Annotated in this window: 25 protein-coding genes; 8 read left to right on the top strand and 17 right to left on the bottom strand. The window is 72.1% G+C overall.

Annotated elements, in window-relative coordinates; genetic code table 11:
* Nucleotides 1-71: 71 nt before the first annotated feature.
* The gene (locus JOD65_RS03385) at nt 72-1,193 is read left to right on the top strand and encodes a prolyl oligopeptidase family serine peptidase (protein WP_224747133.1); all 1,122 of its coding nucleotides are present in this window, start codon (nt 72-74) and stop codon (nt 1,191-1,193) included.
* A gap of 16 nt (nt 1,194-1,209) precedes the next feature.
* Here the strand turns inward: JOD65_RS03385 and JOD65_RS03380 are convergent, their stop codons facing one another.
* Nucleotides 1,210-2,622 carry an MFS transporter gene (locus tag JOD65_RS03380; protein WP_224747362.1) on the bottom strand — a complete coding sequence of 471 codons (1,413 nt, stop codon included), beginning with the start codon at nt 2,620-2,622 and terminating at the stop codon, nt 1,210-1,212.
* A 110-nt stretch (nt 2,623-2,732) separates the two neighbouring features.
* Nucleotides 2,733-3,329: a DinB family protein gene (locus JOD65_RS03375; RefSeq protein WP_191193759.1), complete on the bottom strand. Its 597-nt coding sequence runs from the start codon at nt 3,327-3,329 to the stop codon at nt 2,733-2,735.
* A gap of 122 nt (nt 3,330-3,451) precedes the next feature.
* On the opposite strand from JOD65_RS03375, the gene JOD65_RS03370 reads away from it, so the two are divergent.
* Nucleotides 3,452-3,901: an MOSC domain-containing protein gene (locus tag JOD65_RS03370; protein ID WP_204810928.1), complete on the top strand. Its 450-nt coding sequence runs from the start codon at nt 3,452-3,454 to the stop codon at nt 3,899-3,901.
* On the opposite strand, the gene JOD65_RS03365 is transcribed toward JOD65_RS03370, so the two are convergent.
* From JOD65_RS03365 to JOD65_RS03315, 12 genes are all read right to left on the bottom strand, one after another.
* Nucleotides 3,898-4,260: a bleomycin resistance protein gene (locus tag JOD65_RS03365; RefSeq protein WP_191193761.1), complete on the bottom strand. Its 363-nt coding sequence runs from the start codon at nt 4,258-4,260 to the stop codon at nt 3,898-3,900. The genes JOD65_RS03370 and JOD65_RS03365 overlap by 4 nt on opposite strands.
* A gap of 9 nt (nt 4,261-4,269) precedes the next feature.
* The gene (locus JOD65_RS03360) at nt 4,270-4,740 is read right to left on the bottom strand and encodes a hemerythrin domain-containing protein (RefSeq protein WP_191193762.1); all 471 of its coding nucleotides are present in this window, start codon (nt 4,738-4,740) and stop codon (nt 4,270-4,272) included.
* 12 nt (nt 4,741-4,752) lie between these two features.
* Nucleotides 4,753-5,637 carry an RNA polymerase sigma-70 factor gene (locus JOD65_RS03355; RefSeq protein WP_191193763.1) on the bottom strand — a complete coding sequence of 295 codons (885 nt, stop codon included), beginning with the start codon at nt 5,635-5,637 and terminating at the stop codon, nt 4,753-4,755.
* Nucleotides 5,634-6,221 (bottom strand): carboxymuconolactone decarboxylase family protein, encoded by a 588-nt coding sequence (locus JOD65_RS03350; protein WP_191193764.1) that lies wholly within the window; start codon nt 6,219-6,221, stop codon nt 5,634-5,636. Before JOD65_RS03350 ends, JOD65_RS03355 begins: the two co-directional genes overlap by 4 nt.
* A gap of 143 nt (nt 6,222-6,364) precedes the next feature.
* Nucleotides 6,365-8,542, bottom strand: a complete 2,178-nt coding sequence (gene katG, locus JOD65_RS03345; RefSeq protein WP_191195367.1) for a catalase/peroxidase HPI — start codon at nt 8,540-8,542, stop codon at nt 6,365-6,367.
* Between the two features lie 104 nt (nt 8,543-8,646).
* Nucleotides 8,647-9,093, bottom strand: a complete 447-nt coding sequence (locus tag JOD65_RS03340; protein WP_191193765.1) for a Fur family transcriptional regulator — start codon at nt 9,091-9,093, stop codon at nt 8,647-8,649.
* Between the two features lie 33 nt (nt 9,094-9,126).
* Nucleotides 9,127-9,675, bottom strand: a complete 549-nt coding sequence (locus JOD65_RS03335) for a GNAT family N-acetyltransferase (RefSeq protein WP_191193766.1) — start codon at nt 9,673-9,675, stop codon at nt 9,127-9,129.
* Between the two features lie 10 nt (nt 9,676-9,685).
* Nucleotides 9,686-10,663 (bottom strand): SDR family NAD(P)-dependent oxidoreductase, encoded by a 978-nt coding sequence (locus JOD65_RS03330; RefSeq protein WP_191193767.1) that lies wholly within the window; start codon nt 10,661-10,663, stop codon nt 9,686-9,688.
* A gap of 26 nt (nt 10,664-10,689) precedes the next feature.
* Nucleotides 10,690-11,559, bottom strand: a complete 870-nt coding sequence (locus tag JOD65_RS03325; protein ID WP_191193768.1) for an aldo/keto reductase — start codon at nt 11,557-11,559, stop codon at nt 10,690-10,692.
* Nucleotides 11,560-11,584: 25 nt separating this feature from the next.
* The gene (locus JOD65_RS23590; RefSeq protein WP_263575306.1) at nt 11,585-12,088 is read right to left on the bottom strand and encodes an LLM class flavin-dependent oxidoreductase; all 504 of its coding nucleotides are present in this window, start codon (nt 12,086-12,088) and stop codon (nt 11,585-11,587) included.
* Nucleotides 12,089-12,090: 2 nt separating this feature from the next.
* Nucleotides 12,091-13,038, bottom strand: coding sequence for an LLM class flavin-dependent oxidoreductase (locus tag JOD65_RS23900; RefSeq protein ID WP_307820906.1), 948 nt, complete (start codon nt 13,036-13,038; stop codon nt 12,091-12,093).
* Between the two features lie 178 nt (nt 13,039-13,216).
* Nucleotides 13,217-13,666, bottom strand: a complete 450-nt coding sequence (locus JOD65_RS03315) for a BLUF domain-containing protein (RefSeq protein WP_191193769.1) — start codon at nt 13,664-13,666, stop codon at nt 13,217-13,219.
* 112 nt (nt 13,667-13,778) lie between these two features.
* Between JOD65_RS03315 and JOD65_RS03310 the strand changes: the two genes are divergently transcribed.
* Both JOD65_RS03310 and JOD65_RS03305 read left to right on the top strand, forming a co-directional pair.
* On the top strand, nt 13,779-14,135 hold the full coding sequence (locus JOD65_RS03310; RefSeq protein ID WP_191193770.1) for an MmcQ/YjbR family DNA-binding protein: 357 nt from the start codon (nt 13,779-13,781) through the stop codon (nt 14,133-14,135).
* Between the two features lie 116 nt (nt 14,136-14,251).
* Entirely contained in the window at nt 14,252-16,456 is a 2,205-nt protein-coding gene (locus tag JOD65_RS03305; RefSeq protein ID WP_191193771.1) for an acyltransferase family protein, read from the top strand.
* Nucleotides 16,457-16,463: 7 nt separating this feature from the next.
* Here the strand turns inward: JOD65_RS03305 and JOD65_RS03300 are convergent, their stop codons facing one another.
* Entirely contained in the window at nt 16,464-16,853 is a 390-nt protein-coding gene (locus tag JOD65_RS03300) for a DUF6069 family protein (protein ID WP_191193772.1), read from the bottom strand.
* Nucleotides 16,850-17,863, bottom strand: coding sequence for an RNA polymerase subunit sigma-70 (locus tag JOD65_RS03295; RefSeq protein ID WP_191193773.1), 1,014 nt, complete (start codon nt 17,861-17,863; stop codon nt 16,850-16,852). The genes JOD65_RS03300 and JOD65_RS03295 overlap by 4 nt, the downstream gene beginning before the upstream one ends.
* 174 nt (nt 17,864-18,037) lie before the next feature.
* On the opposite strand from JOD65_RS03295, the gene JOD65_RS03290 reads away from it, so the two are divergent.
* Both JOD65_RS03290 and JOD65_RS03285 read left to right on the top strand, forming a co-directional pair.
* Nucleotides 18,038-18,598 carry a DUF4203 domain-containing protein gene (locus JOD65_RS03290; RefSeq protein ID WP_191193774.1) on the top strand — a complete coding sequence of 187 codons (561 nt, stop codon included), beginning with the start codon at nt 18,038-18,040 and terminating at the stop codon, nt 18,596-18,598.
* Between the two features lie 86 nt (nt 18,599-18,684).
* Nucleotides 18,685-19,665 (top strand): lysylphosphatidylglycerol synthase domain-containing protein, encoded by a 981-nt coding sequence (locus tag JOD65_RS03285; protein ID WP_191193775.1) that lies wholly within the window; start codon nt 18,685-18,687, stop codon nt 19,663-19,665.
* Between the two features lie 6 nt (nt 19,666-19,671).
* Here the strand turns inward: JOD65_RS03285 and JOD65_RS03280 are convergent, their stop codons facing one another.
* The gene (locus tag JOD65_RS03280) at nt 19,672-20,514 is read right to left on the bottom strand and encodes an META domain-containing protein (protein WP_191193776.1); all 843 of its coding nucleotides are present in this window, start codon (nt 20,512-20,514) and stop codon (nt 19,672-19,674) included.
* Between the two features lie 125 nt (nt 20,515-20,639).
* On the opposite strand from JOD65_RS03280, the gene nhaC reads away from it, so the two are divergent.
* Nucleotides 20,640-22,115: a Na+/H+ antiporter NhaC gene (nhaC, locus tag JOD65_RS03275; RefSeq protein WP_191193777.1), complete on the top strand. Its 1,476-nt coding sequence runs from the start codon at nt 20,640-20,642 to the stop codon at nt 22,113-22,115.
* Complete coding sequence (locus JOD65_RS03270; protein ID WP_191193778.1) at nt 22,112-23,572, top strand: basic amino acid/polyamine antiporter; 1,461 nt, start codon at nt 22,112-22,114, stop codon at nt 23,570-23,572. Before nhaC ends, JOD65_RS03270 begins: the two co-directional genes overlap by 4 nt.
* Nucleotide 23,573 lies beyond the last annotated feature (1 nt).

Raw genomic sequence — 23,573 nt, 5'->3', positions numbered from 1 at the left:
GACGTCCCGCGGGCCGCAGACGTGACCAGACGTGGACCATGCGTTTCCAGCCGTGCCGCAGACTGGTCGACATGCCTGCCCTCCGGCCCCGAGCCGCCGGCCATGTCGCGACCGTCACCGCGGTCCTGGTGCTGCTCGCCGGGTGCTCGAGCGGGGCCGACGAGCCCGGCTCCGCCGACCCGCAGGACACCCCCAGCGCCACCCCGACCAGCGAGTCGACCAGCGAGCCGACGGAGCAGCCCTCCGAGGAGCCGACCGAGCCGCCCTCCGAGCAACCGGCCGAGGAGCCCGAGCCGGCACACCCGATCTCGATGGCCGCCCTCGCGCAGGCCGACCTGACCGGCGGTGACCTGCGGCTCGGGACGGTGCGCGAGCGGACCCCCGCCTACACGTCGTACGACGTCACCTTCGCGTCGACGACGATGGGCCGGGGCACCGAGCCGCTGCGGATCAGCGGCGTGCTCAACGTGCCGACCGGGCGCGGTCCGTTCCCCGCGGTCGTGCTGGCGCACGGCTACATCGACCCGGCCTACTACGTCCGCGGCCAGGGCATGACGCGCGAGCGCGGGTTCCTGGCCCAGCGCGGCTACGTCGCGCTGCACGTCGACTACCGCAACCATGCCGAGTCGACCGACGACCCGCGCGTCGAGCAGGCGGTCCGGCTCGGCTACGCCGCCGACGCGGTCGCCGCGCTCCACGCGCTCCGGACGTCCGACGACGTGCGGGTCGACCCCGACCGGATCGCGCTCTTCGGGCGCTCGATGGGAGGTGGCGTGATGATGAAGGCGCTCGCCGCCGAGCCCGGCCTCTTCGCCGCCGGCGTCGGCTGGGCGTCGGTCTCGAGCCTCGAGGCGGACAACTTCGCCCAGTTCCAGCGCCCCGACGCGCCCCTCGCCGAGCTGAAAGCCGGCTTCCGGGGGCGCCACGGGCTCCCCGCCGAGGACCCGGAGTTCTGGCGGGGCGTCTCTCCGCGACCGCTCTTCGGCGACATCACGGAGCCGGTGCTGATGGTGCACGGTCGCGTCGACGACACCTGCCCGCCCCCGTGGGCCCGGGCCACCCAGCGCGCCATGACGGAGGCCGGAGTCGACGCCACCCTGGAGTGGTACGACGACGGGCACGCGTTCGGGCCGGCCTTCATCGCGGCGATGGACCGGACCGTCCGCTTCCTCGACGCCCGGATGCCCGCCTGAGCCACCCGCCGGCGGGTCAGTCGCTGGCCGCGCCCTCGAGCTGCTGTGGCGGCGCATCGGCGTAGGCCGCGGAGAGCCGGCGATAGGGCGCGGACGTCAGCGCGACGAGCACGGTGACGAACATGATCGCGCCGGCGATCATGAAGACCAGCGCGATGCCCCGGGCGTCGCCGTCGCCGAGCAGCCAGCGCCACGAGTCGCGGCCCTCCTCGGACTCCATGTAGGGGATCAGCGCGAACTCCGCGATCGGGCCGATGAGGAACGCCGAGATCGGGCTGGCGGCCAGCTCGACGCTCTGGGCGAAGCCGAACACCCGACCCTGGGTGCGGAACGGGACGACCCGCTGCATGATCGTCTGCTCGGCTGCCTCGGCGGCCGGGATCACGGCCATGAAGAGGAAGATGCCGAGGACGTAGAGCCAGGCCCACTCACGGACGGTGAAGGTCATCCCGAGCAGGGCGATGGCGAGGTTGACGAGCAGGAGGGTGCGGACCGGGTTGCGGCCGAGGCCGAACCTGGCGACGAGCCCGCCGCCGACGACGAACCCGAGACCGGTGACGCCGAGGACGATGCCCCACGCCTCGACGCTGAAGAGCTCCAGGCCGTAGGGGTCCATCAGGGCGATGTAGACGCCGGAGACCAGGTTGTTGAACGTCGTGAAGAGGATCAGCGCGACCAGCCCCGGGACGGCGGTGATCGCGGTGATCGCACCGCGGAAGTCGAAGTGCGGCCCGCCCTCCTCCGGCTCGGGATCGAGCTCGGGGACCGTGATCGGCAGCAGGTGCAGCAGCGCGACGCCGGTCAGCGCCATCGCGATCGCGAGGGTCCACCCCATGCCGAGGAGCCCGACGCTCAGGCCGCTGAAGACGCTCGTGATCATGAACGAGATGCCCTGGACGGTGCCGACCAGGCCGTTGGCCTTGTCGCGGCCGTCTTCGGGGACGAGCAGGGTCACGGTCGTGGAGAGCGCGATGTTGCGCAGGCTCTCGACGACGCCGCCGACCAGGATGACGCCGGTGAACAGCCAGAACCACGCGCTGCCCCAGTCGGCCAGCCGGTCCTCGCCGAGCAGCAGCCACAGTCCGCCCGAGCCGGCGTAGGCCACCAGGGTGACGGTCGAGGACATGACCATCACCTGCTTCTTGCGGTGGCGGTCGACGAGCGTGCCGAAGAACGTGCCGAACACCGCCGTGAAGAGCATGTAGCCGCCGCCGATGATCGCCGTGGCCATCACCGATCGCGTCTCGAGGTAGGCCCAGAAGGTGAGGGCGAACCACAGGTAGCTGGAGGTCACGTTGGCGACGAGCGTGTTGCCGAGGACCTGCCGGAAGGCGCGCACGGTCTCCGGGCCGCGGGTCACCCCGGGCGGGAGGTGGGCCTCGACCTGCGGTGCGGCGGGGTCGGCCGGGACCGGGTCGGGCTCGTCCATGGGCACCTGACGACCCTAGGCGCAGCCACCGACAGTCCGCCTCCGACTTGTGGCGCGGTCGCTGTCGTGATCCCCGGCTGACCGGGGATCGCTGAGAGCCTGACAACCCCTCACCGCGCGTGCTTGTCAGCCTCGCGGGTCAGCTTGTCGACGTACGCCGGCCAGTCCACGTCGGGCATGTTGGTCGCGACGACCTTCAGGCCGGCGGCCCCGTCGATGTCCTCGCGCAGGATGTCGGCGTGCCCGGCGTGCCGGGTGAGGTCGGCGAGGACGTGGACGAGCACCCGGTGGAGCGTGACGTCGCGGTGTGCGGCCGACCACCACGGGACCGCCCCGGCAGCGTCGAGCGGGAGCTCGGCCACCGTCGCGTCGCTGAACGCCCACACCGCCCGGTAGAAGTCGACGACCTCCGCCGCCGGGACCGAGGCGGGTACCCACCAGTCGGCCTGCGGGTCGGCGTCGTAGTCCGGGTCCGACACGAAGAGCGGGTGGTCGGGGTCGTGCCACTCGCGCCCGAAGGTCGGTCCGAAGTAGCCGATCTCCACGTTGGCGACGTGCCGGACGATGCCGAGCAGGTTGGTCCCGGTGGGCGTGCGCGGGAGCCGCAGGTCGCGCTCGCCGAGCCCCTCGAGCTTCCAGAGCAGGGCGTCTCGCGCGTCCTGGAGGTAGCGGAGGAGGGCCGCCTTCGGGTCACGGAGATCGCTCATGGGAAACGATCATGCCGCTAGCGACGCCACACAAGTCACCGGATATCCGGTGACTTGCCCACTTCGCCACCCAGATCCCGGGTGCACAGCAGGAAACTCGGGTGCGAAGTACCGTCCCACCCGTGACCTCGCGCGTGCACGCCATCCACCTCGCCCCCGGGCGGAAGATCCCCACGAAGTCGGTGGACTCCGTCGAGGCGGAGGCGGGCGTCGGCCTGGTCGGCGACCGTTACCACGGGGCGAAGCACCGGCACGTGACCGTGCAGTCGCTCGACGACCTGGAGGCGGCGGCCGAGGTGCTCGGGCGGCCGGTCGACCCGGGCCTCACCCGCCGCAACATCACGCTGACGACCGGGCCGATCCCGACGCGACCGGGAGAGCGGATGCGGATCGCGGACGTCGACCTCGAGGTGGTGCGCATCGCGGCTCCCTGCCGCCTCCTCGACGACTGGCTCGGCCCCGGCGCCATGCAGGCGCTGCGCTCACCGCGCGGCGGCACGGTGTTCCGGCTGCTGGGATCGGGCACGATCCGCGTCGGTGACGAGGCGGTGGCGGGACCCGTCCCGGGCTAAGGGTTCTGCACGAGCCGGAGCAGGTTGCCGTCGGCGTCCACGAGGTAGCCGATCCTCATCCCCGAGTCCTCGACGCGCGGCGGGTGGAGCCGCGGCCACCCGAGGTGGGTCGCGGGCAGCCCGGCCGCCACGCACACGTCGTACAACCCATCGACGTCGTCGACCCGCAGGCAGCAGCTCGAGGCGGTCGAGGCCGGGTCCATGCCGGGGTCGGGGAAGAACTCGAGCACCAGGGTGCCGCGCTCCAGGATCAGCCAGCCCGGGTCGTGGTACGCCGTCGCGAACCCGAGCGCGGCGTAGAAGCCGGCCGTCGCGTCGAGGTCACGCGACGGGAGGTTGGGCGTGGCGTGGTCGACCATGCCGCCACGCTAGAGCGGGCCGAGGACGTCCGCCACCGTCGCGTCCAGCTCCAACCGGTCGAGGATCGCGACGAGGGTGCGTTCCTCGAAGCCGAAGTGAGACTCCATGATCGCTGCGAGGCCATCGAGGTGCTGGCCGAGCACCTCGGGCGATGCCGTCCGGGAGACCGCCGACTGCAGCCCCGCCAGGAGCGTGCCGATCATCGCGTGGTCCTGCTCGAGCTTGCGCAGCTGCACCGACAGGTCGGCGTGCGTGGCTTCGATCGCCGGGAAGAGCAGCGCGTCCTCACCCCGGTGGTGGCCGTCGAGGGCCGAGCAGAAGCCGTGGCAGAACAGCAGCAGCTCTCGGCCCGGGTCGGGCAGCTCGCGCCCCGCGACGACAGCCTCCTGCGACAACCGCAGTGCCCCGCGCAAGCGGTCGTGCACCGCCCGCATCTCTCGACCCCAGGCGACCAGCCTGGCCTTCTCCCCGTCACCCACGTCGACGGAAGGCTAGCGGGTGACTCCCACCGCAGCGCCGACCGCAGAGAGCTTCTCGGGGTTGCGCACCGTGTAGACCGCGGTGACCAGGCCCTCCTCGACTCGCACCGTGAGGACGGAGTCCACCTCGCCGTCGAGCCGTAGCAGCAGGCCGGGCCACCCGTTGACCTCCACCACCTCGGCGGTGAGCCGGCCGGCGACGGTGCGCATGCCGTGGCTGAGCAGCTTGGCGACCTTCTCGGCGCCCGCGACCGGGCGGGGCAGGGCCTGCTTGACGCCGCCTCCGTCGCCGAAGGCGACGACGTCGGGAGCGAGGAGGTCGGCGAGCTCCTGGAGATCCCCCGTCTCGATCGCCCGGGTGAACGCCGCCAGCGCCCGCGCAGTGTCGGACCGGGAGACCACGCCGCGAGGCCGCCGCTCGGCGACGTGCGTCCGGGCGCGGTGGGCGATCTGGCGCACGGCCGCCGGGGTCCGGCCGACCGCCTCGGCGAGGTCGTCGTAGGGGACGTCGAACACCTCGCGCAGCACGAAGACCGCGCGCTCGGTGGGCTCCAGCGTCTCGAGCACCATCAGCATGGCGGTCGACAGCGAGTCGGCCAGCTCGACGTCGGCGGCCACGTCGGGCGCGGTGAGCAACGGCTCGGGGAGCCACGGCCCGATGTAGTCCTCGCGGCGTCGGGCCACGGTCCGGAGCCGGTCGAGGGCGCTCCGCGCGACGATACGTACCGCGTACGCCCGCGGGTCGCGTACCCCCGTCCGGTCGACCCGCTCCCACTTCAGCCAGGACTCCTGCACGACGTCCTCGGCGTCGGCGGCCGAGCCGAGCAGCTCGTAGGCGACGGTGAAGAGGAGGTTGCGGTGCTCCACGAACGGGTCGTCGACCGGCGCCTCGATCATGACGTCGAGGCTACGTCGGTGCGCTCGGCCATCGGTGGCAGGCCGCACGCGTCCGAGTAGTGCTCGGAGCGGATGCCGAGGGCGACGTTGCCGCGGGCGGTCATGTTCATCACGCCGACCCGGGCGGTCAGCTCCACGAGCCCGTCCGGCCCGAGGTCGTCCAGCAGCGCAGCGGACATCTCGTCGGTCACCTCCACGGGCGTCTGGCACATCGCCGCGGCGTACGCCATCACGCGCCGCTCGACCGGTGTGTAGACCGTCGAGTCACGCCAGCGCGGCACCTCGCGGGCCTTCTCCTCGCCGAGCCCCTTGTCCTGCGACAGGAAGTAGTGGAAGTCGAGGCAGAAGCTGCAGCCGACCTCGGCTGCGGCCGTCATCGTCGCGAGCGTGGCGAGGGTGTGGTCGAGCCGGTCCCACCTCTCCGAGCGCCGGCCGAACTTCATGGTGTCGCGGAGGACGTCCCGGTGGTGCCACATCACCTGCAGGCCGGCCGGCACGCCGCCGAGCTTCTTGCGGATCGCGGCCTTCACCAGGGCGGCGTACGCACCGGTCATCTCCGCGGGCGGGACTCGGGTCTCGCTCATGTCCGTCTCCTTCTCCTGAACGGGTGTCGGACATGGGACGCCGTCCGCCACCGAGTTGTGACACGGCGGCCGGAAGCAGCGACTGGAAATGGCAGCAGCCCGGCCCCAACGGGGACCGGGCTGCCGGCGTGTGACGGGAGGCGTCAGGCCTTCACGTCGTAGCGGTCGTTGTCCATGACCTTCGCCCACGCAGCGACGAAGTCGTGCACGAACCTCTCCTCGGCACCGTCCTGGGCGTAGACCTCCGCGACCGCGCGCAGCTCGGAGTTCGACGCGAACACCAGGTCGGCGCGCGTGCCGGTCCACGCGTTGCCGCCCGTGCTGGCCTCGAAGCGGTCGTTGGAGCCCGCAGGCGACCAGACCGTGCCGAGGTCGAGCAGGTTGACGAAGAAGTCGTTGGTCAGCTGGCCGGGACGCTCGGTGAGCACGCCGTCGGTCGAGGCCGCGGTGTTGGCGCCCAGCACGCGGAGGCCACCGACCAGCACCGTCAGCTCAGGAGCGCTGAGGTTGAGCAGGTTGGCCTTGTCGACGAGGAGGTACTCCGCCGGCAGCTTGGCGTCGGACCGCACGTAGTTGCGGAAGCCGTCAGCCTTCGGCTCGAGCCAGGCGAACGACTCGACGTCGGTCTGCTCCTGGGTCGCGTCGCCGCGACCCGGGGTGAACGGCACCTCGACGGTGACGCCGGCCGCGGCCGCCGCCTGCTCGACACCGACGTTGCCGGCCAGCACCACGGTGTCGGCGAAGGTGATGTCAGCACCCGCGGCGATGCCCTCCAGCACCGAGACGACGCCGGCGAGCTGCTTCGGGTCGTTGACCTCCCAGCTGCGCTGCGGCTCGAGGCGGATGCGACCACCGTTGGCGCCACCGCGCTTGTCGGAGCCGCGGTACGACGACGCTGCGGCCCAGGCGGTCGACACCAGCTGGCTGACCGGGAGGCCGGCATCGGCGATCTTCTGCTTGACCGCGGCGATGGTCTCGGCGGACGCGGTGTGCGCCGGCGCCGGGATCGGGTCCTGCCAGAGGAGCTCCTCGGAGGGGACCTCGGGGCCGAGGTAGCGGGCGACGGGGCCCATGTCGCGGTGGGTCAGCTTGAACCAGGCACGGGCGAAGGCGTCGGCGAAGTCGTCGGGGTTCTCCAGGAACCGGCGCGAGATCGCCTCGTAGGCCGGGTCCATCCGCAGCGCCAGGTCCGTCGTGAGCATCGTCGGCTTGCGCTTGGCACCGCCCTCGTCGGGCGCCGGGATGATCGCCTCGGCGTCCTTGGCGACCCACTGGCTGGCGCCGGCCGGTGACGTCTCGAGCTCCCACTCGTGCTCGAAGAGGATCTCGAAGAAGCGGTTGCTCCACTGGGTCGGCACGTCGGTCCAGGTGACCTCGAGGCCGGATGTGATGGCGTCCTTCCCGACACCGGACCCGTACTTGCTCAGCCAGCCGAGACCACCGGTCTCGATCGGCGCGGCCTCGGGCTCGGGGCCGACGTACTCACCGGGGTCGGCCGCGCCGTGGGTCTTGCCGAAGGTGTGACCGCCGGCGATGAGCGCGACGGTCTCCTCGTCGTTCATCGCCATCCGGCCGAAGGTGTCGCGGATGTCGTGCGCGGCGAGGATCGGGTCGGGGTTGCCCTCCGGGCCCTCCGGGTTGACGTAGATCAGGCCCATCTGGACCGCGGCGAGCGGGTTGTCGAGCTCGCGGTCGCCGGAGTAGCGCTGCTCGCCACCGCGGTCGCCGCCGAGCCACTCGGTCTCGGGGCCCCAGTAGACGTCGTCGTCCGGCTCCCACGCGTCGACGCGGCCGCCCGCGAAGCCGAAGGTCTCGAAGCCCATGTCCTCGAGCGCGACGTTTCCGGTGAGGATCATCAGGTCGGCCCACGAGAGGGCGTTGCCGTACTTCTTCTTGACCGGCCACAGCAGGCGTCGGGCCTTGTCGAGGTTGCCGTTGTCGGGCCACGAGTTGAGCGGGGCGAAGCGCTGCTGGCCGGTGCCACCGCCGCCGCGACCGTCCTGGACGCGGTAGGTGCCGGCGCTGTGCCAGGCCATCCGGATCATCAGCGGGCCGTAGTGGCCGAAGTCGGCGGGCCACCAGTCCTGGCTGTCCTTGAGGACCGCGGCGATGTCGGACTTCACGGCACCCAGGTCGAGGGTGGCGAAGGCGGCGGCGTAGTCGAACTCCTCGCCGAGCGGGTTCACCACGGGCTGGTTCTTCGCGAGGATCCGGAGGTTGAGCCGCTCGGGCCACCACGCGCTGTTGGCGTCACCCTGGGTCGGGTGGACGCCACCGTCGTGCAGCACGGGGCACTTGCCCGCGGGGGCGTCCTCGTTCATCTCGCCGACCTCGGCGTTGGCCTGGTTGCTGTCGGAGGTGTCGACAGCGCGCGCGGAGTCGTTGGGCAGGTCGTCGGTCAGGTCGTCGGGCATGGTGTTCCCCTTCAGTTGCTGCGGACAGTGGACGGATCTGGAGCTGAGGCGCACTGGGGGCACATCCCCCAGTAGGTGACCTCGGCCTCGTCGATGACGAAGCCGTTGGTCTCGGAGGCGTGGAGGCAGGGGCGTACGCCGACGGCGCAGTCGACATCGGCGACGACGCCGCACGAGCGGCAGACCGCGTGGTGGTGGTTGTCGCCGACGCGCAGCTCGTAGCGCGCGACCGACCCGGCAGGCTGGATCCGGCGGACCAGGCCGGAGTCGGTGAGGGCGCCGAGGACGTCGTAGACGGCCTGGTGGGAGACGGTCGGCTCCTCGGTGCGCACCGCGGCGAGGACGCTGCCGGTGTCGGCGTGCGGCTGGCGGCGTACGGCCCTCAGCACGGCGAGTCGCGGTCGGGTGACCCGCAGGTCAGCGCTACGCAGCAGGTGCTCGAAGTTGTGGTCCTCCATCACCGACCACCCTGCCCCCTTCTCTTGAACGAGTCAAGTTTTTGGGAGGCCGGACCAGTCGCGAGCCAGGAGCGCCCAGACCTCGAGGTCCTGCCGCTCCTCGCGCACGGGGAACACCTCGCGCAGCGTGCCCTCGTGGGTGAAGCCGAGCCGCTCGGCGACACGCCGGCTGGCCTGGTTGCCCGGGGCGCATCGCCACTCGACGCGGTGCAGCCCGCGCTCGACGAACGCCCAGTCGAGCATCGCCGCCACCGCCCGGGTGACGATGCCGCGCCCGCGGGCCGAGGCCGCCAGGAAGACGCCCGCCTCGGCGATCCGCGAGCGGGCGTTGATGCTCGGGAAGAGCGTGCCGCCGACCAGCTCGTCGTCGACCCAGATGCCGTAGAGCCGGCGGGTGCCCTCGCCGCGCCCCTTGGCGAAGGACTCGAGGAAGCCGCGAGCTCCTTCGACGTCCTCGAAGCCCTCCCACGGCAGCCAGTCGTAGAAGTCGGCGCCGTGCGCCTGGAACAGGCCGGCGAGCTGCTCGGCGTGCCACGGCTCGAGGTCGGACAGGCGGGCGTCGTCGATCTGCAGGCTCAGCACCCGCGCCACCCTAGGGTGCGGCGGCCTCGTCCAGCCCGGCCGCCTCGCGGAGCCAGGCCCACGCGCGGGCCCGGTCGCGGTCGCTCCCGCGCGTCGTCGGCAGGAGGTGGGTCGGGCGCTCGACCCGGTCGTGCCAGAAGCGACCGGTCGGCGGGGCGGGCTCGACCGCCGTCAGCCACACACTCGTGTCGGCACCTTGCGCGTCGTCGCGCAGCACCGGCCGGGTGAGCCTGCGGAAGGTCGGCAGCGACTCCTGCACGCCGGGGGTGTCGGCCCAGCCGGGGTGCATGGTCGCGACGGTGGTGCCGTCGGCTGCCCACCGGTCGGCGAGCATCGGGGCGAGCTCCACCTGCCAGCGCTTCGAGCGGGCGTACGACGTCGTGGGCGAGTAGTCGCCGGCGGTGTAGCCCGGGTCATCGGCGTGCAGCGGCTGGGCGTACATCCCGCCGCTGCTGACCAGCACCACGCGACCGCCGGCGAGCGGGCCTCGCAACGACTCGGTCATCACCACCGGGCCGACGAGGTGCACGGCCATGCTGAGCTCGAGGCCCTGCGGCGACTCGGTGCGCTCGGGGGGCATCACGCCCGCGTTGTGCACCACCGCGTGGAGGTCGGGGACCTCGGCGGCGAAGCCGGCCGCGAAGCGTCGTACGTCGTCGAGGTCGGCCACGTCGCAGCGCCACAGCCGCAGCTCCGCACCGGGGTGCGTGGCGCGGATCCGGTCGGCGACCCCGGCCCCCTTGGCCTCGTCGCGCACGAGCAGGTGCACGACCGCGCCGAGTCCGGCCAGCCCCGCGACCGTCGCGGCCCCGAGCCCGGAGCTCGCTCCGGTGACGAGCACGTGGCGACCCTCCAGCGACCGCGGCAGCGGGTCGGCCGGCCAGCCCGGCAGCGCCCGCCGCACCGCGAGGCCGATCGTCGTGTAGCCGAGGACCACCGAACGGTCCATGGCCGTGTCGACCACGCGGGTGAGGATCGGGCGGGGCATCGCGGGGTCCTGTCCTGTCCTCGGTGTCAGCTCGCGTCGAGGCGCGCCAGCTCGTCGGCGGTGAGCTCGATCTCGGCCGCGGCGGCCGAGTCGGTGATCGAGGTGGGCCGCTTGGCGCCCGGGATCGGGATGACGACCGGGGACTGGGCGAGCTCCCAGGCCAGCGCCACCTGCTGCGCACTGACGCCGCGCTCCCGGGCGATCTCGGCGAAGGCAGGGTGCTTGTCGGCGAGCTCCTTGGCGTCGGAGAGGCCGCCGAGCGGGCTCCACGGCAGGAAGGCCAGGCCGAGCTCCTCGCAGACGTCGATCTCGGGCCGGCTGGAGCGGAACTTGGGGCTGAACTGGTTCTGCACGCTGGCGAGCGCGTCGCCGAGGACCGCGTGGGCGTCGCGGATCTGCTGCGGGTCGGCGTTGGAGAGGCCCACGTGGGCGACCTTGCCGCTGTCGGCGATCTCCTTCAGCGTGCCGATGACCTCGTCGTAGGAGACCTTCGGGTCGGGCCGGTGGTGCTGCCAGAGCGCGATCTGCTCCACCCCGAGGCGCTGCAGGCTCGCGTCGACCGCCGATTTGAGGTGGGCCGCCGACGAGTCGACGTCCCAGCCGCCGCCCTCGGTGCGGACGTGGCCGCCCTTGGTGGCGAGCACGACCCGGTCGCGGGCGCCGAGCTCGTCGAGGATCGAGGCGATGAGCCGCTCGTTCTCACCCTGCGCACCGGCACCCTTCTCGTCGCCGGGGCCGTAGGCGTCGGCGGTGTCGAGGAGCGTGACGCCCGCATCGAGGGCCGCGGACACGGTGTCGAGGAGCTGCTGGCGGGGCTGGGTCCCGGTCTGGTCGAAGGTCATGAGGCCGAGCCCGATGGCGCCGACCTTGTGCTGTCCGAGGGTGCGCGTCTGCATGTCCTCGACACTACGACCCGCGAGGTCAGGCGTTCAGCCCCCGAAGGGCGAGAACGTCGTCGGGACCTCCGAGGTCGGGGGTGGCGATGAAGATCGTCGACACGCCGAGCCCCGCGAGCCGGGCCCACCGGTCGCGGTGACCGGCGACGGTCGCGGCGTGCGTGCGGGCGGCGTACGTCGCTGCCGGCGTGCGCCCGCGGAGCGTCTCGACGCGCGCCCACACGTCGTCGCGGTCGGCACCCACGACGGGCAGGTCGAGCACCGTCACCGCCACCTCGGAGCGGTCGCGACCGACGTCGTCGCAGTGCGCGTGCAGGACGCCGACCAGCCGCTCGAGCTCGCCCTCGTCGGTCGTGCGGAGGTTGCAGGCGTCGCCGTGCTGCGCCGCGATGCGCAGGGTGCGGCGCTCACCCGAGCCGCCGACCACGACCGGGATCGGGCCGGCCGGACGGGGGTAGGAGGTCGTCTCTGGCAGCACGACGCCGTGGTCGTCGTACGCCTTGGTGCCGGCCGCCCAGAGGGCCTTCATCGTCACCACGGCCCGCTCGAGGTCGTCGAGGCGCTCACGGGCCGGCGGAAGGGGATGCCGTACGCAGCGTGCTCCCGCTCGAACCACCCGGCGCCGACGCCGACGAAGGCACGGCCGTCGGTCAGCGCCGACAGGGTGGCGGCGGCCTTCGCCGTGACGCCCGCCGGACGGAAGGTCACGGGCGTGCAGAGGGTGCCGAGCTCCAGCCCGGTGCCGGCCGCGGCGATCGCGCCGAGGGTCACCCACGGCTCCGGTATCGGGTCCCACGCCCGGCCGACCTGGGGCACCTGGATGAGGTGGTCCATCAGCGCCAGCCCGGCGAAGCCCGCCTCGTCCGCGGCGCGGGCCACGTCGGTCAGCCAGGCCAGCGGGTCCTCGCCCCACGGGAAGCGCGACACCTGCAGGACGGACCGCAGCCCGAGGCTCGACGTCCGCTGCTCGCGGGATCGGGGTGCGGCCGCGGGGACGGGCGGGGGTGCCGCGTCGTCCGCGGCGACCGTGACCACGAGGTCCCACCCCTCGGCGTCCAGCAGGGGGCGTACGTCGCGCACCGAGCGCAGCTGGCCGGCGAGCACCGGAGCCGGGACCGGTCGGTCGCGGGCGCCGTTGCGGCGGCGGCACTCGGCGTCCGGGGTGTCGAGGACGACGGCGACCGCCGGCAGTCCGCACGCGCGGGCCGCGTCGAGCCAGGCACGTCGCTTCGTCGCTTCCAGCCCGAGGGTGTCGACCACGGTGGTCAGACGGCGGCCGAGCCGCGCGGCGACGATCGTCTCGAGGACCGCGAACGCGTCGGTCGAGGCGTCGAGGTCGTGCGGACCGCTGCCCAGGACCCCGCGGAGGGCGTCGGAGGAGACGACCTCCTCGCCGCGGTAGTGGGCCGCGGCCCAGGTCGACTTCCCGGCCCCCGAGGCGCCGACGAGCACCACGAGGGCCGGGTCGGGAAGTCGCACCCGCACAGTGTGGGCCTTCGCCGTGCCTGCCGCCCGCTCCCGGGTGAGTCACCGGATATCCGGGGACCGCGTCGACACCGTGGAACAACATCCGAGCCACCAGGTGGCTCGGATCTTCCACGTTCCCGGCGTCCCCAGGGCGCCACAGGGGCGCCGACCGGGCACCGGCGGGTGCGGATCAGGCGGTGTTGACCCGGAAGGTCCCGAGCAGCTCGAAGGCCGAGGCGGCGTGGTCGACGAGGTCATGTCCCACCGACTGCCGGGCGAACTCGTTGAAGTCCTGCAGGTCGGCGACCTCGCGGGCCGAGACGTTGCGGAAGCCCATCGACCAGGTGCCGAAGGACCGGTCACCCACGTAGCGCCGGTCGAGGAGGCGTACGTCGCCGTGGCGGGTGTCGGCGCGGATCGCGTCGAACACCTGGTAGACGGCGTACGACGTCCCCTCGAGCGTCTGGATGACGTTGCCGCCGCTGTAGAGCAGCAGGCCGGTGACCCCGAGACGCTCGTTCTTGGAGCGGATCTGCTCGATCAGCTCGACGAGCTGGGTCACCGACAACAGGTCGGTGACCGAGCTCGTGTAGGTCAGCGTGAGGATCCGGGGATCGCCGCTGGGGTCGTCACTGCGCATGATCGACCGAGACACTAGTCAGCGCGCGAGGGTGGTCGGCTCACCCCCAGGGGTCGGGTGACGCGCCCCCCGACAACGGGTCCCGGTCGACCGTGGCGGCGATACTTGCGGCATGGCTGTGGTCGACGACGTCCTCGCGCTCGGCTCAGGGCTGGACAGGTCCTACGTGGTCACCGTCCGGGGGCGTCTGAAGTTCCGGGTGGGCTCCATCGTCTACACGGCGTTCTCGGAGGACGAGTCGGTGATGGGGTTCGCGTTCCCCAAGGAGGAGCGCGCCGCGCTGGTCGACAGCGATCCCCGGTTCCACCTGCCGGGCGAGTCGGACATGCGGTTCAACTGGGTGCACACCACGCTCGCGGACCTCGACGCGGCGGAGGCGCGCGAGCTGGTCGTCGACGCCTGGCGGATGGTCGTCCCGCAGAAGCTTGCCCGTGCGTACGACGTCGCGCACCCCTCCGGGCCGGGCTGAGGCGAGGATGTCCTGTCCGGACGCCCCGCCCGACGATCTGGGGTCCGGACCCCATCGGACGCCCCGTGCTGCGCAGTTAGCGTGACGGAGACCTGCTTTCGTCCGTGAGGATCCTCGTGACCCCCGCACCTCCCGACCGGGCCGTGAGCACGAAGGCCGTACCCCGTGGCTTCCGCGACGACATCCAGGGCATGCGTGCCCTGGCCGTCCTCGGCATCCTGGTCTTCCACGCCGGCATCGCCCCCTATCCGGGCGGGTTCGTCACCCTCGACGTCTTCTTCGTGCTCTCCGGCTTCCTCATCACCACCCTCCTGCTGCGGGAGGTGGCGAGGACTGGGACCATCGACCTCGTCGGCTTCTACGTCCGCCGCGCGCGACGGATCCTGCCGGCCGCCACCGTCGCGATCATCGGCACCGTCGTCGCGTCGTGGCTGTGGCTGAACCCGCTCGACGCGCGTGACGCCTCCGTCGACGGCGTGTGGGCGGCCCTCTTCGGGGCCAACATCCGCTTCGCCATCGAGGAGATCGACTACTTCACGGCGACCGACCCGCCGTCACCGCTCCAGCACTTCTGGTCGCTGTCGGTGGAGGAGCAGTTCTACCTCGTCATGCCGCTCGCGCTGCTCGCGTCGATCGTGGTCGCCACCCTCGTGCTCCGCCGCCGCGACGTAGGCGCCCACCGGGCGGGCATCGTCACCGTCCTGGCCCTGGCGACCGCGGCCAGCCTGGCGTGGTCGGTGCACGCGTCGACCGCCTCGCCGGAGAGCGCCTACTTCTCCACCTTCACCCGCGTGTGGGAGTTCGCTGCCGGCGGCCTGCTCGCCGTCTTCGCGCCCCGCCTCGCCCGCGGCCTCGGCCACCTGGCGCGCAACGTCGTCGCGGTCGCGGGCCTCGGACTGATCGGCGTCGCGCTGTTCGTCGTGACCGAGGCGTCGCCGTTCCCCGGCTGGCTCGCGCTGCTGCCGGTCCTCGGGACGAGCGCGGTGATCCTCGCGGGCACGGGTCTCGACGACGGCCCGCTGCCGCTCGCCCAACGCGCCCTCGGGGTGCGCCCGATGCGGGTCGTCGGCGACGCGTCCTACTCGCTCTACCTGTGGCACTGGCCGGTGCTCGTCGTCGCCGAGCAGCGCGTCGGTCGCGACCTGCGGCCCGTCGAGCTGGTGGTGGCGCTCGCCGTGACCGCGATGATGACGTGGGCGTCGTACCGCCTCGTCGAGACGCCGTTCCGCACGGTGAGTACGGCGAAGCGCCCCCGCGGCATGCTGCTCTACCCGGCTGCCGTGTCGGTCGCCGTGGCCTGCTGCCTGGCCGCCACCAGCCTCATCGACCGCCAGCTGGTGGGGCAGGACGCCCCGATCTCGGCCGACGACTACGAGCGGACCGTCGACGGCTCCCGGATCTCGGACGACCCGTGGGTCGGCCTCGTGCAGGCGTCCGTACGGGCCGCGGCCGCCGAGCGGCGGATCCCCCGCGACATCCGACCGGAGCTGCGCGACCTGAAGGACGACCGGGCCGACCTCGGCGACTGCGAGTACATCGGGACTCCGGCAGACCTGTGCCCGTCCGGCGACCTCGACGCGGACCGCACCATGGTGGTGCTCGGCAACTCGCACGGCCGGCACTGGATCCCGGCCTTCGACCGGATCGCGGAGCAGGCGGGCTGGCGCACCTACTACCTGGTGAAGTCGCAGTGCACCCCCGCGCGCGTGCAGATGGTGCGCGGCGGCGGACGGGTCAAGCCGTGGCAGGGCTGCCTCGACTTCAACGCCTGGGCGGAGGACCGGATCCGTGAGCTCGACCCGGAGCTCGTCGTCGTGTCGACGTCGGGTGCGCCCAACGTCGAGGTGGACGGCGAGGTGGAGCGCAGCACCGACGGCGTCGTCGCGGAGCTGGAGAAGGGCTTCGACCGGCTCTTCGCCGACCTGCTCCCGCTGACGAAGCGTCTCGTGCTGCTCGAGGACGTGCCCCGGCGCACGATCTCGCCCGAGCGGTGCCTGGCCGAGAAGGACGCCCACCTCGGCAGCTGCCTCAGTGGCACCGCCGAGCGGGCCGACCGGGTCACCCGCACGAGCATCGACGCCGCCGACCGCGCCGGCGTCGAGGTGGTTCCGACGCGTCAGTGGTTCTGCGACGACGGCCGCTGCCCGGCGGTGGTCGCCGACATGGTGGCGCAGCGCGACGAGGGCCACGTGACGACGACGTACGCCCGCTCGCTCGCGACGCCGCTCGGCCGCGCCCTCGGCCTGCTGCCGGAGGCGAGGGGCGGCGGGAAGGGGTCGAACGGCGGCGGCGGCCGGGACCGGGACCGCGGCGGGCGCTGAGGCCGGGTCAGGCCGGGGTGCGTAGGGTCCGCGCGACGGTCGGGACCACGACCGCTGCGGCGAGCAGGTGGAGCGTGACGAGCGTCGCTGCCGTGGCCGCGTCGGCGGCGGCCAGGAAGGGCGGCACCAGCGACACCGCCGTCAGCACCACCGTCGTCCGCAGCCACCACTGGACCGGGCTGTCGCTCCACCGCGACAGGGCCGCGGCGATGAGCAGCCCGAGGACCGAGAAGACGACCGTGACGAAGGCGATGCCCGACACGGGGATCGCCTCGCCGCCCGTGACCTCGAGGTCGACGCCGGCAGCCCGGGCGAGGGCCGCGACGACGGCGTTGAGCGCCGCGGCCGCGACCGCGGCACCGAGCCCGGTGACGGCGAGGCGCCTGCCCCGGCTCATCGCTCGCCGCCCTCGGCCGGCAGGCGCTCGGGCAGGCCCAGCGAGTCGAACCGTTCGGCGCCGAAGATGGTCACCTCGGTGACCAGGTCGCCGGAGACGCGCAGCACGTCGATCGTCAGCGGCAGGTGCGCCGCCTGCTCCTCGTTCCAGAGGTAGTAGGCGACCGCGGGCTGGCGGTTCACCGCCGTCGGGACCGCCCGCAGGCCGGTCATCTCCGGGTAGCCGTTGGCGGTCCAGTCCGCGACGACCGCGTCCCGGCCGACGAGCAGGCCCTCCCACGGCGGCATCGAGTAGCGGACGTCGTGCCGCAGCATGGTGGCCACGGTGTCGATGTCGGCGGCCACGCTGGCGTCGGTGAAGCGGCGCACGAGCTCGCGGCTCTCGACGTCCCCGTCGTCACCGGTCCACTCCTGCCGCTCGCTGGGCAGGTGCTCGCGCATCCCCGCGCGGGCCCGCTGCAGCGCGCTGTTGACGGAGTTCACCGAGTCGCCGAGCAGGTCGGCGACGTCCTTGGCCGGCCAGCCCATCACGTCGCGCAGGATCAGCGCGGCGCGGGGGCGCGGGGCGAGGTGCTGCACCGCGACGACGTACGCCAGCTCGATGGTCTCCCGCTCGAGCGCCTTGCTCTCCGGGTCGTCGGCACCGTCAGTGGGCAGCTCGTCGAGGAGGCTGTCGGGGTAGGGCTGCAGCCACCTCACCTCACCGCCACGCGCCGGCTCGGGACGGCGGCGCGCGATCAGGTCGAGGCAGGTGTTGGTGGCGATGCGGTAGAGCCAGGCCCGCACCGTCGAGCGTCCCTCGTACGTCTCCCGGGCGCGCCAGGCCTTGAGGAACGTCTCCTGCACCGCGTCCTCGGCGTCCTGGAACGACCCGAGCATCCGGTAGCAGTGGACGTGCAGCTCGCGGCGGTGGCGCTCGGCCAGGTCCGCGAACGCGCCCTCGTCCATGTCCTGGAGCGTGCCCATGACGACCGCCTCCCCCGTTCGTTCCGTCCACGTGTCGATGGTCATCGTTCATCCTTCCGTCCGTCGTGTCCTGTCGCCATGTGTGACGGAGGTAGGCGCGCGAACTCATCACTCGGACGGAAACTTCTTCGGGGCTGCCGCGCAGGCCTCACGTTGGACGACCTCGTGTCGCCCGCTTCGGGTGATCCTCTCGGCTCTCCCGGCCGCGACGATCGCCCGATGGAAGCACTGGTGCTGGTCCTCGTCGGTGTGCTGCTCGCGGTCGGAGGCATCTGGTCGATTCGCCTGGTGCTGGTGTGCGCCGGTGCGGGGGCGGCCTGGCTGGTGGCCGACGCCTTCGGGGCGAGCGCGGGCACCTCGGCGCTGATCGCGGCCGCCAGCGGCCTGCTCGCCCTGCTCGTCGGAATCCTCGCAGCGAGGGTGCTCTTCTTCGTCGTGGGACTGGTGGTGGGCGCGGTCGTCGGGGCGCGCCTCTTCACCATCCTCGACACCGGTGATGCGAGCGTCCTGCTGGCCGTCGTCTTCGTGCCCGCCGTCGCCGTCGTCGGCGGGGTGGCGCTCGAGCGCTGGCGGGAGCGGTTGGTCGGGTGGGTGACTGCCATCGGCGGCTCCGCCCTCGTCCTGGCCGGCCTGGGTCGCGTCGACTCCGACGTCCGGTTCGTCAGCGATCCGGGGGACTACGGCGAGCAGGCGATCTCCGTCGCGGCCTGGGTCCTGCTGGCGGTCCTGGCCCGCGTCGTCCAGAGAAGGGTCGGTGGGTCACGCGGCAGGTCGTCGTGACCCCGGACGGGTCCACGGCCGGCGGCCGGCCCCATGGGGCACACGCCGGCACGTCCGAGCGCCATCGGCCACCGTGGCTCCGGCCGGTGGTCATCGTGGTCATCGTCCTGGTCTGCGGGTGGCTGGCCTCCACGTTCCTGGGCGCCATCGACTGGTCGTCGGTGGGAGAGGCGCTCGGCAGGCTGACGGTTTGGCAGCTGCTCGCGCTCGGGGCGGTGCTGCTCGTGCGCCAGACGCTCAATGCCCTCCCGCTTGCGTTGTTCATCGACGGCCTGGGCGCGGGACGCGCCCTGCTCAGCGACCTCGTCGCGTCGGTCACGGCTGTCGTGGCGCCCCCTCCGGGCGACATGGTCGTCCGCGTGGCCATGTTCCGCGGCTGGGGGATCGAGGCCTCACGGGGCCTCGCCGGAGCCACGATGAACATGGTCGTCTTCTACGTCAACCGCTTCGCCGCTCCTCTCATCGGCCTTGCCGTCCTGACGGTCCTGGGCAGTGGCACGTCGCAGGTGGCGGGCGCCCTGGTGAGCGTGGCGATCGCCATCGCCCTCGCCGTGCTCGTCTCGCTCGCCGTCCGCCGTGAGCAGTTCGCCGCCCGCCTGGGACGGAGGGCCGCGACCATCGTGCGGCGCGCGCGCTCCTCGGTCGACCCCGACGCGTGGGTCCGCTCGTCGACCGGGTTCCAGCAGCACATCGTGGCCGACTACCGCCGGTCCTTCCCGCGGTCGCTGCTCGCGCTGAGCGCCATGGTGCTCGCGGACGCCTGCATCCTGCTGCTGGCCATCCGGTTCGTGGGCATCCCCGCGGAGGCCGTGCCGGCGTACGAGGTGATCGGCATCTTCTTCCTGGCCTACCCCCTGACCCTGCCGCCGATGATGGGCCTGGGCATCTACGACGTGGTCCTGCTCGGGGCGTTCATGGAGGTCGGGGGTGACGCGCTCGAGCCCGAGCTGGTGGCGGCGCTCACGGTGTGGCGAGCCGTGACGATCCTCGGCCCGGTCGCTCTCGGTGGGGTCGTCGCCCTCGTGTGGCGGGGACGTCTGGGCGAGGCGACCGGGGACACCTCGTGACCTGGGTCAGCGCACCTCGAAGAAGAGGCCCTCGCCGCCCTTGGTGACGACGAGGAGGTGGTCGTGGAGCTCGGCGTTGTCGCTGGCGCCGTCGAGCAGTGCCAGCACCGCCCGCTCGGTCCGACGTGCGGGGCCCGTGCACCGCCCGCGCTGGAGCGTCACGTTGGAGAAGACCAGCGCCGTCTCCTCGACGTGCACGGTGACGCGACCGCTCCGGCACCCGGTGAAGAGGCGCGACAGTCCGTCCGCTCCGACGTCGAGCCGCGGACGACGGGTGTCGACCGGCAGTCGCGACACGGCGCCGTCGGACACGGTGCCGACAGCCGTCCAGGTGCGCCCGAGCAGGCTCGTGAGGTCGTCGGGGGTGTCCGGCTCCAGCTCGATCGTGACCCCGCCGGCCTGCAGCGTCAGGGCGTCGCCCTCGACCGTGGCGTCGACACCGGCGCGGAAGAACTCGGTGAGCCAGCGGTCCTGCTCGACGAGGTCGGGGTCGCACATCATCATCGTGGCGGCCGGTTCGGACGTCCACGTGATGGTCGTGCCGTCGACCTCGAACGGCCCGAACATGGTGTTGCACCCTGCGTTGACCGACATGGTGTCGTCCTCGAACCCGACCTCGATGGTCGTCCCCTCCACCAGCTCGGCGCCCTCGACGGAGGTCGAGGAGTACGACGCCCCGTCCAGCGTGCTGGCGTCGACCGTCGTGGCGGACGTGGCCTCCGCGGTGGACGGTGACGGCGAGTCCGCCGGGTCGCCGTCGGAGTCGGAGTCGGCGCACCCGGCCAGGACGGCCGCGAGCAGCAGTGCCGTGCCACCACGCGTGACCGAGCTCAAGCCTTGGTGAAGCACGTCCCACGGCTCCTCTCCTGGGTCCCCGTCCGTCCCGGTGCCGAGTCTGCTCACGGTCCGCGAGCGATCGCCTCCCCCAAAATGGGGGACCCGGTGGGGGGTCTTGGTGTCGGAATATCTGATCCATGCGTCACCGCCCTCGGCAGCCACGGCAACCGTCGCTGGCCGACGCCCTGATCCCCCTGGCGACCCTGGCGCTGCTCATCGGCGGGTCGCTCGCGCTGTTCGGCCTCGACGCCCTGGACGGCCCCATCCAGGTGGCACTCGTCCTGTGCGCGGGCGTCGCGGCGCTCGTCGCCGTCAAGAACGGTCACGAGTGGTCGGAGGTCCAGACAGCCGGGCAGGGGGCGCTGGCGTCGGTCACCAGCGCCGTCTTCATCCTCCTGGCGGTGGGTGCCCTCATCGGGACCTGGAACCTGTCGGGCACGATCCCCACCCTCGTGTACTACGGGATCCAGGTGCTCTCACCGGGGTGGTACTACGCCGCGACCGCGCTCATCTGCGGCGTCGTGGCACTGAGCATCGGCAGCTCGTGGACGACGGCCGCCACGATCGGCGTCGGCCTCGTCGGCATCGCGACGATGCTCGGCGTCTCGCCGGCGATCACGGCCGGTGCGGTCATCTCCGGTGCGTACCTCGGCGACAAGACCTCACCGCTGTCGGAGACCACGATCCTGACCGCGCAGATGGTGAAGGTGGACGTCTACGAGCACATCCGGCGCCAGGTCTGGACGTCCGTGCCGGCGTACGTCATCGCGGTCGCCGTGTTCTTCGTGATGGGTCTCGCCCATGTCGGCGAGACCGACGACACCGTCTCGACGGCGACCGAGCTCGACGCGCTGTCCGACGTCTTCTGGATCAGCCCGGTCAACCTGCTGCCCCTGGTCCTGCTGGCCTACCTCTCGATCCGGAAGGTGCCGGCGTCGCTCGCCTTGATCGCCTCTGCATTGTTCGCAGGAGTGCTGGCCGCGTTCACCCAGGCCGAGGTGGTGGCCGCCTTCGTCAGTGGCACGGGCAACGTCGTGGTGGAGTCGATCAAGGCCGTGTGGCAGGCGATGGCGACGGGGTTCGACATCGACACCGGCCTCTCCGAGGTCGACCGGTTGGTGTCCCGCGGCGGCATGGACTCCATGCTGCTCACGCTCTGGCTGATCTTCGGCGCGGTGACCTTCGGCGCCCTGCTGGAGCACTTCGGCCTGATCTCACGCCTCGTCGATCCGATGATCGCCTCGGCCGCCAGCACCGGTCGGCTCTTCCTGACGGTCTTCGCGTGCGGGTTCGGCCTCAACGTGGTGGCCGGGGACCAGTACATCGCGCTGGTGCTTCCGTCCCGCGTGTTCCGCCTCGAGTTCGCCCGGCGCGGCCTCGCCCCGACCAACCTGTCGCGGCTGGCCGCCGACAGCGGCACCGTCACCTCGCCCCTCGTGCCGTGGAACTCGTGCGGGGCCTTCATGGGAGCCACTCTCGGCGTCTCCACCCTCCTCTACGCCCCGTACGCCATCTTCTGCTACGCCAGTCCGCTGCTGAGCGTCCTGTACGGCTACACGGGGTTCCGCATCGAGAAGACCGAGCCGCTCGACGCGGCGAAGGAGCGCACATGACCGCGAGCGAGCAGACCACCACGACGGAGCCGGGCGCGGTTCAGAAGATGACGTTGCCGACCCTGACCGCCATGGTCATCGGCGGCATGGTCGGGGCGGGGGTGTTCTCGCTGCCGGCGCGGTTCGGCGTCGCCACCGGGATCCTTGGTTCGCTGATCGCCTGGGCGATCGCCGGCGCGGGCATGCTCATGCTGGCCTTCGTCTTCCAGAACCTCGCGCTCCGCAAGCCCGACCTGGACTCCGGTGTGTTCATCTACGCCAAGGCCGGCTTCGGCGACTACGCCGGCTTCAACTCCGCGATCGGTTTCTGGGCGAGCGCGGTCGCGGGCAACGCCTTCTACTGGGTGTTCATCACTGCGACGCTGGGGGCCTTCTTCGACAGCTTCGGGGACGGCGACACGGTCGTGGCGCTGGTCCTGTCCACGATCGGTGTGTGGGCCTTCCACGTCCTCATCGCCCGCGGAGTGAGGGACGCCGCGGTGATCAACCGCATCGTCACGATCTTCAAGGTCCTGCCGATCCTCGTGTTCATCGTGGTCCTCCTCGTCAACCTCGACGCAGGCGTGTTCGCGGACAACTGGACCGCCTACGGCTACGGCGACCTCGGCTCACTCGACGAGCAGGTGCGCAACACGATGATCATCACCACCTTCGTGTTCTTGGGCATCGAGGGGGCCAGCGTCTACTCCCGCTACGCTCAGAAGCGCGAGGACGTCGGTCGGGCCACCGTCATGGGCCTCCTCAGCGTGCTGTCGATCTTCTCGCTCGTGACGCTGTCGAGCTACGCCGTCATGCCGCAGCCCGAGATCGCCGACACGCGGCAGCCGTCGATGGTCGGCCTCTTCGCCCACGTCGTGGGCGACTGGGGCGAGGCGTTCATCAGCATCGCCGTCATCGTGTCGGTGCTCGGCGCCTACCTCGCCTGGACGTTGATGGCAGCCGAGGTGATGTACATCCCGGCGCGCAACGAGGACCTCCCCGCGTTCCTGGGCCGCGAGAACGACAAGGGCACGCCGATCACGGCTCTCGTCGTCACCTCGATTGCCGTGCAGTCCGTGCTGCTGCTGACGCTGGTGGTCTCCGACGCGCTCAACTTCCTCCTCGACCTCTGCACCAGCCTGGCCCTGGTCCCCTACTTCCTGGCTGCGGCGTACTCACTGAAGCTCGCCCTGACCGGGGAGTCGTACGAGGGCGAGTCGCCGAGCGCGCAGCGCAAGGAGGGAGTCATCGCAGGCATCGCCTGCGTCTACACGCTGTTCCTCTTCGATGCCGCCGGCCTCGAGTTCCTGCTGCTGTCCGCCGTCCTGCTCGCGCCGGCCTCGCTCCTCTACGTCAAGGCGCGCAGCGAGCGCGGACGACGCATCTTCACACCGGCCGAGATCGGGCTCTTCCTGATCATCCTGGCCGCCGGGATCTTCGGCGTCGTGAGCCTGTGGACCGGCCGGATCGCCCTCTGAC

Origin of the sequence: Nocardioides cavernae (assembly GCF_016907475.1) — a bacterium.
In the GTDB taxonomy this organism is placed as follows: domain Bacteria; phylum Actinomycetota; class Actinomycetes; order Propionibacteriales; family Nocardioidaceae; genus Nocardioides; species Nocardioides cavernae.
This window is presented reverse-complemented; position numbering and strand designations above follow the sequence as displayed.

Coding starts and splice junctions, on each gene's coding strand:
- JOD65_RS03385 (WP_224747133.1), top strand. CDS start 72: ATGCCTGCCCTCCGGCCCCGAGCCGCCGGCCATGTCGCGACCGTCACC.
- JOD65_RS03380 (WP_224747362.1), bottom strand. CDS start 2,622: ATGGACGAGCCCGACCCGGTCCCGGCCGACCCCGCCGCACCGCAGGTC.
- JOD65_RS03375 (WP_191193759.1), bottom strand. CDS start 3,329: ATGAGCGATCTCCGTGACCCGAAGGCGGCCCTCCTCCGCTACCTCCAG.
- JOD65_RS03365 (WP_191193761.1), bottom strand. CDS start 4,260: ATGGTCGACCACGCCACGCCCAACCTCCCGTCGCGTGACCTCGACGCG.
- JOD65_RS03355 (WP_191193763.1), bottom strand. CDS start 5,637: ATGATCGAGGCGCCGGTCGACGACCCGTTCGTGGAGCACCGCAACCTC.
- JOD65_RS03350 (WP_191193764.1), bottom strand. CDS start 6,221: ATGAGCGAGACCCGAGTCCCGCCCGCGGAGATGACCGGTGCGTACGCC.
- katG (WP_191195367.1), bottom strand. CDS start 8,542: ATGAACGAGGACGCCCCCGCGGGCAAGTGCCCCGTGCTGCACGACGGT.
- JOD65_RS03340 (WP_191193765.1), bottom strand. CDS start 9,093: ATGGAGGACCACAACTTCGAGCACCTGCTGCGTAGCGCTGACCTGCGG.
- JOD65_RS03330 (WP_191193767.1), bottom strand. CDS start 10,663: ATGCCCCGCCCGATCCTCACCCGCGTGGTCGACACGGCCATGGACCGT.
- JOD65_RS03325 (WP_191193768.1), bottom strand. CDS start 11,559: ATGCAGACGCGCACCCTCGGACAGCACAAGGTCGGCGCCATCGGGCTC.
- JOD65_RS23590 (WP_263575306.1), bottom strand. CDS start 12,088: ATGAAGGCCCTCTGGGCGGCCGGCACCAAGGCGTACGACGACCACGGC.
- JOD65_RS03315 (WP_191193769.1), bottom strand. CDS start 13,666: ATGCGCAGTGACGACCCCAGCGGCGATCCCCGGATCCTCACGCTGACC.
- JOD65_RS03310 (WP_191193770.1), top strand. CDS start 13,779: ATGGCTGTGGTCGACGACGTCCTCGCGCTCGGCTCAGGGCTGGACAGG.
- JOD65_RS03300 (WP_191193772.1), bottom strand. CDS start 16,853: ATGAGCCGGGGCAGGCGCCTCGCCGTCACCGGGCTCGGTGCCGCGGTC.
- JOD65_RS03295 (WP_191193773.1), bottom strand. CDS start 17,863: ATGACCATCGACACGTGGACGGAACGAACGGGGGAGGCGGTCGTCATG.
- JOD65_RS03290 (WP_191193774.1), top strand. CDS start 18,038: ATGGAAGCACTGGTGCTGGTCCTCGTCGGTGTGCTGCTCGCGGTCGGA.
- nhaC (WP_191193777.1), top strand. CDS start 20,640: ATGCGTCACCGCCCTCGGCAGCCACGGCAACCGTCGCTGGCCGACGCC.
- JOD65_RS03270 (WP_191193778.1), top strand. CDS start 22,112: ATGACCGCGAGCGAGCAGACCACCACGACGGAGCCGGGCGCGGTTCAG.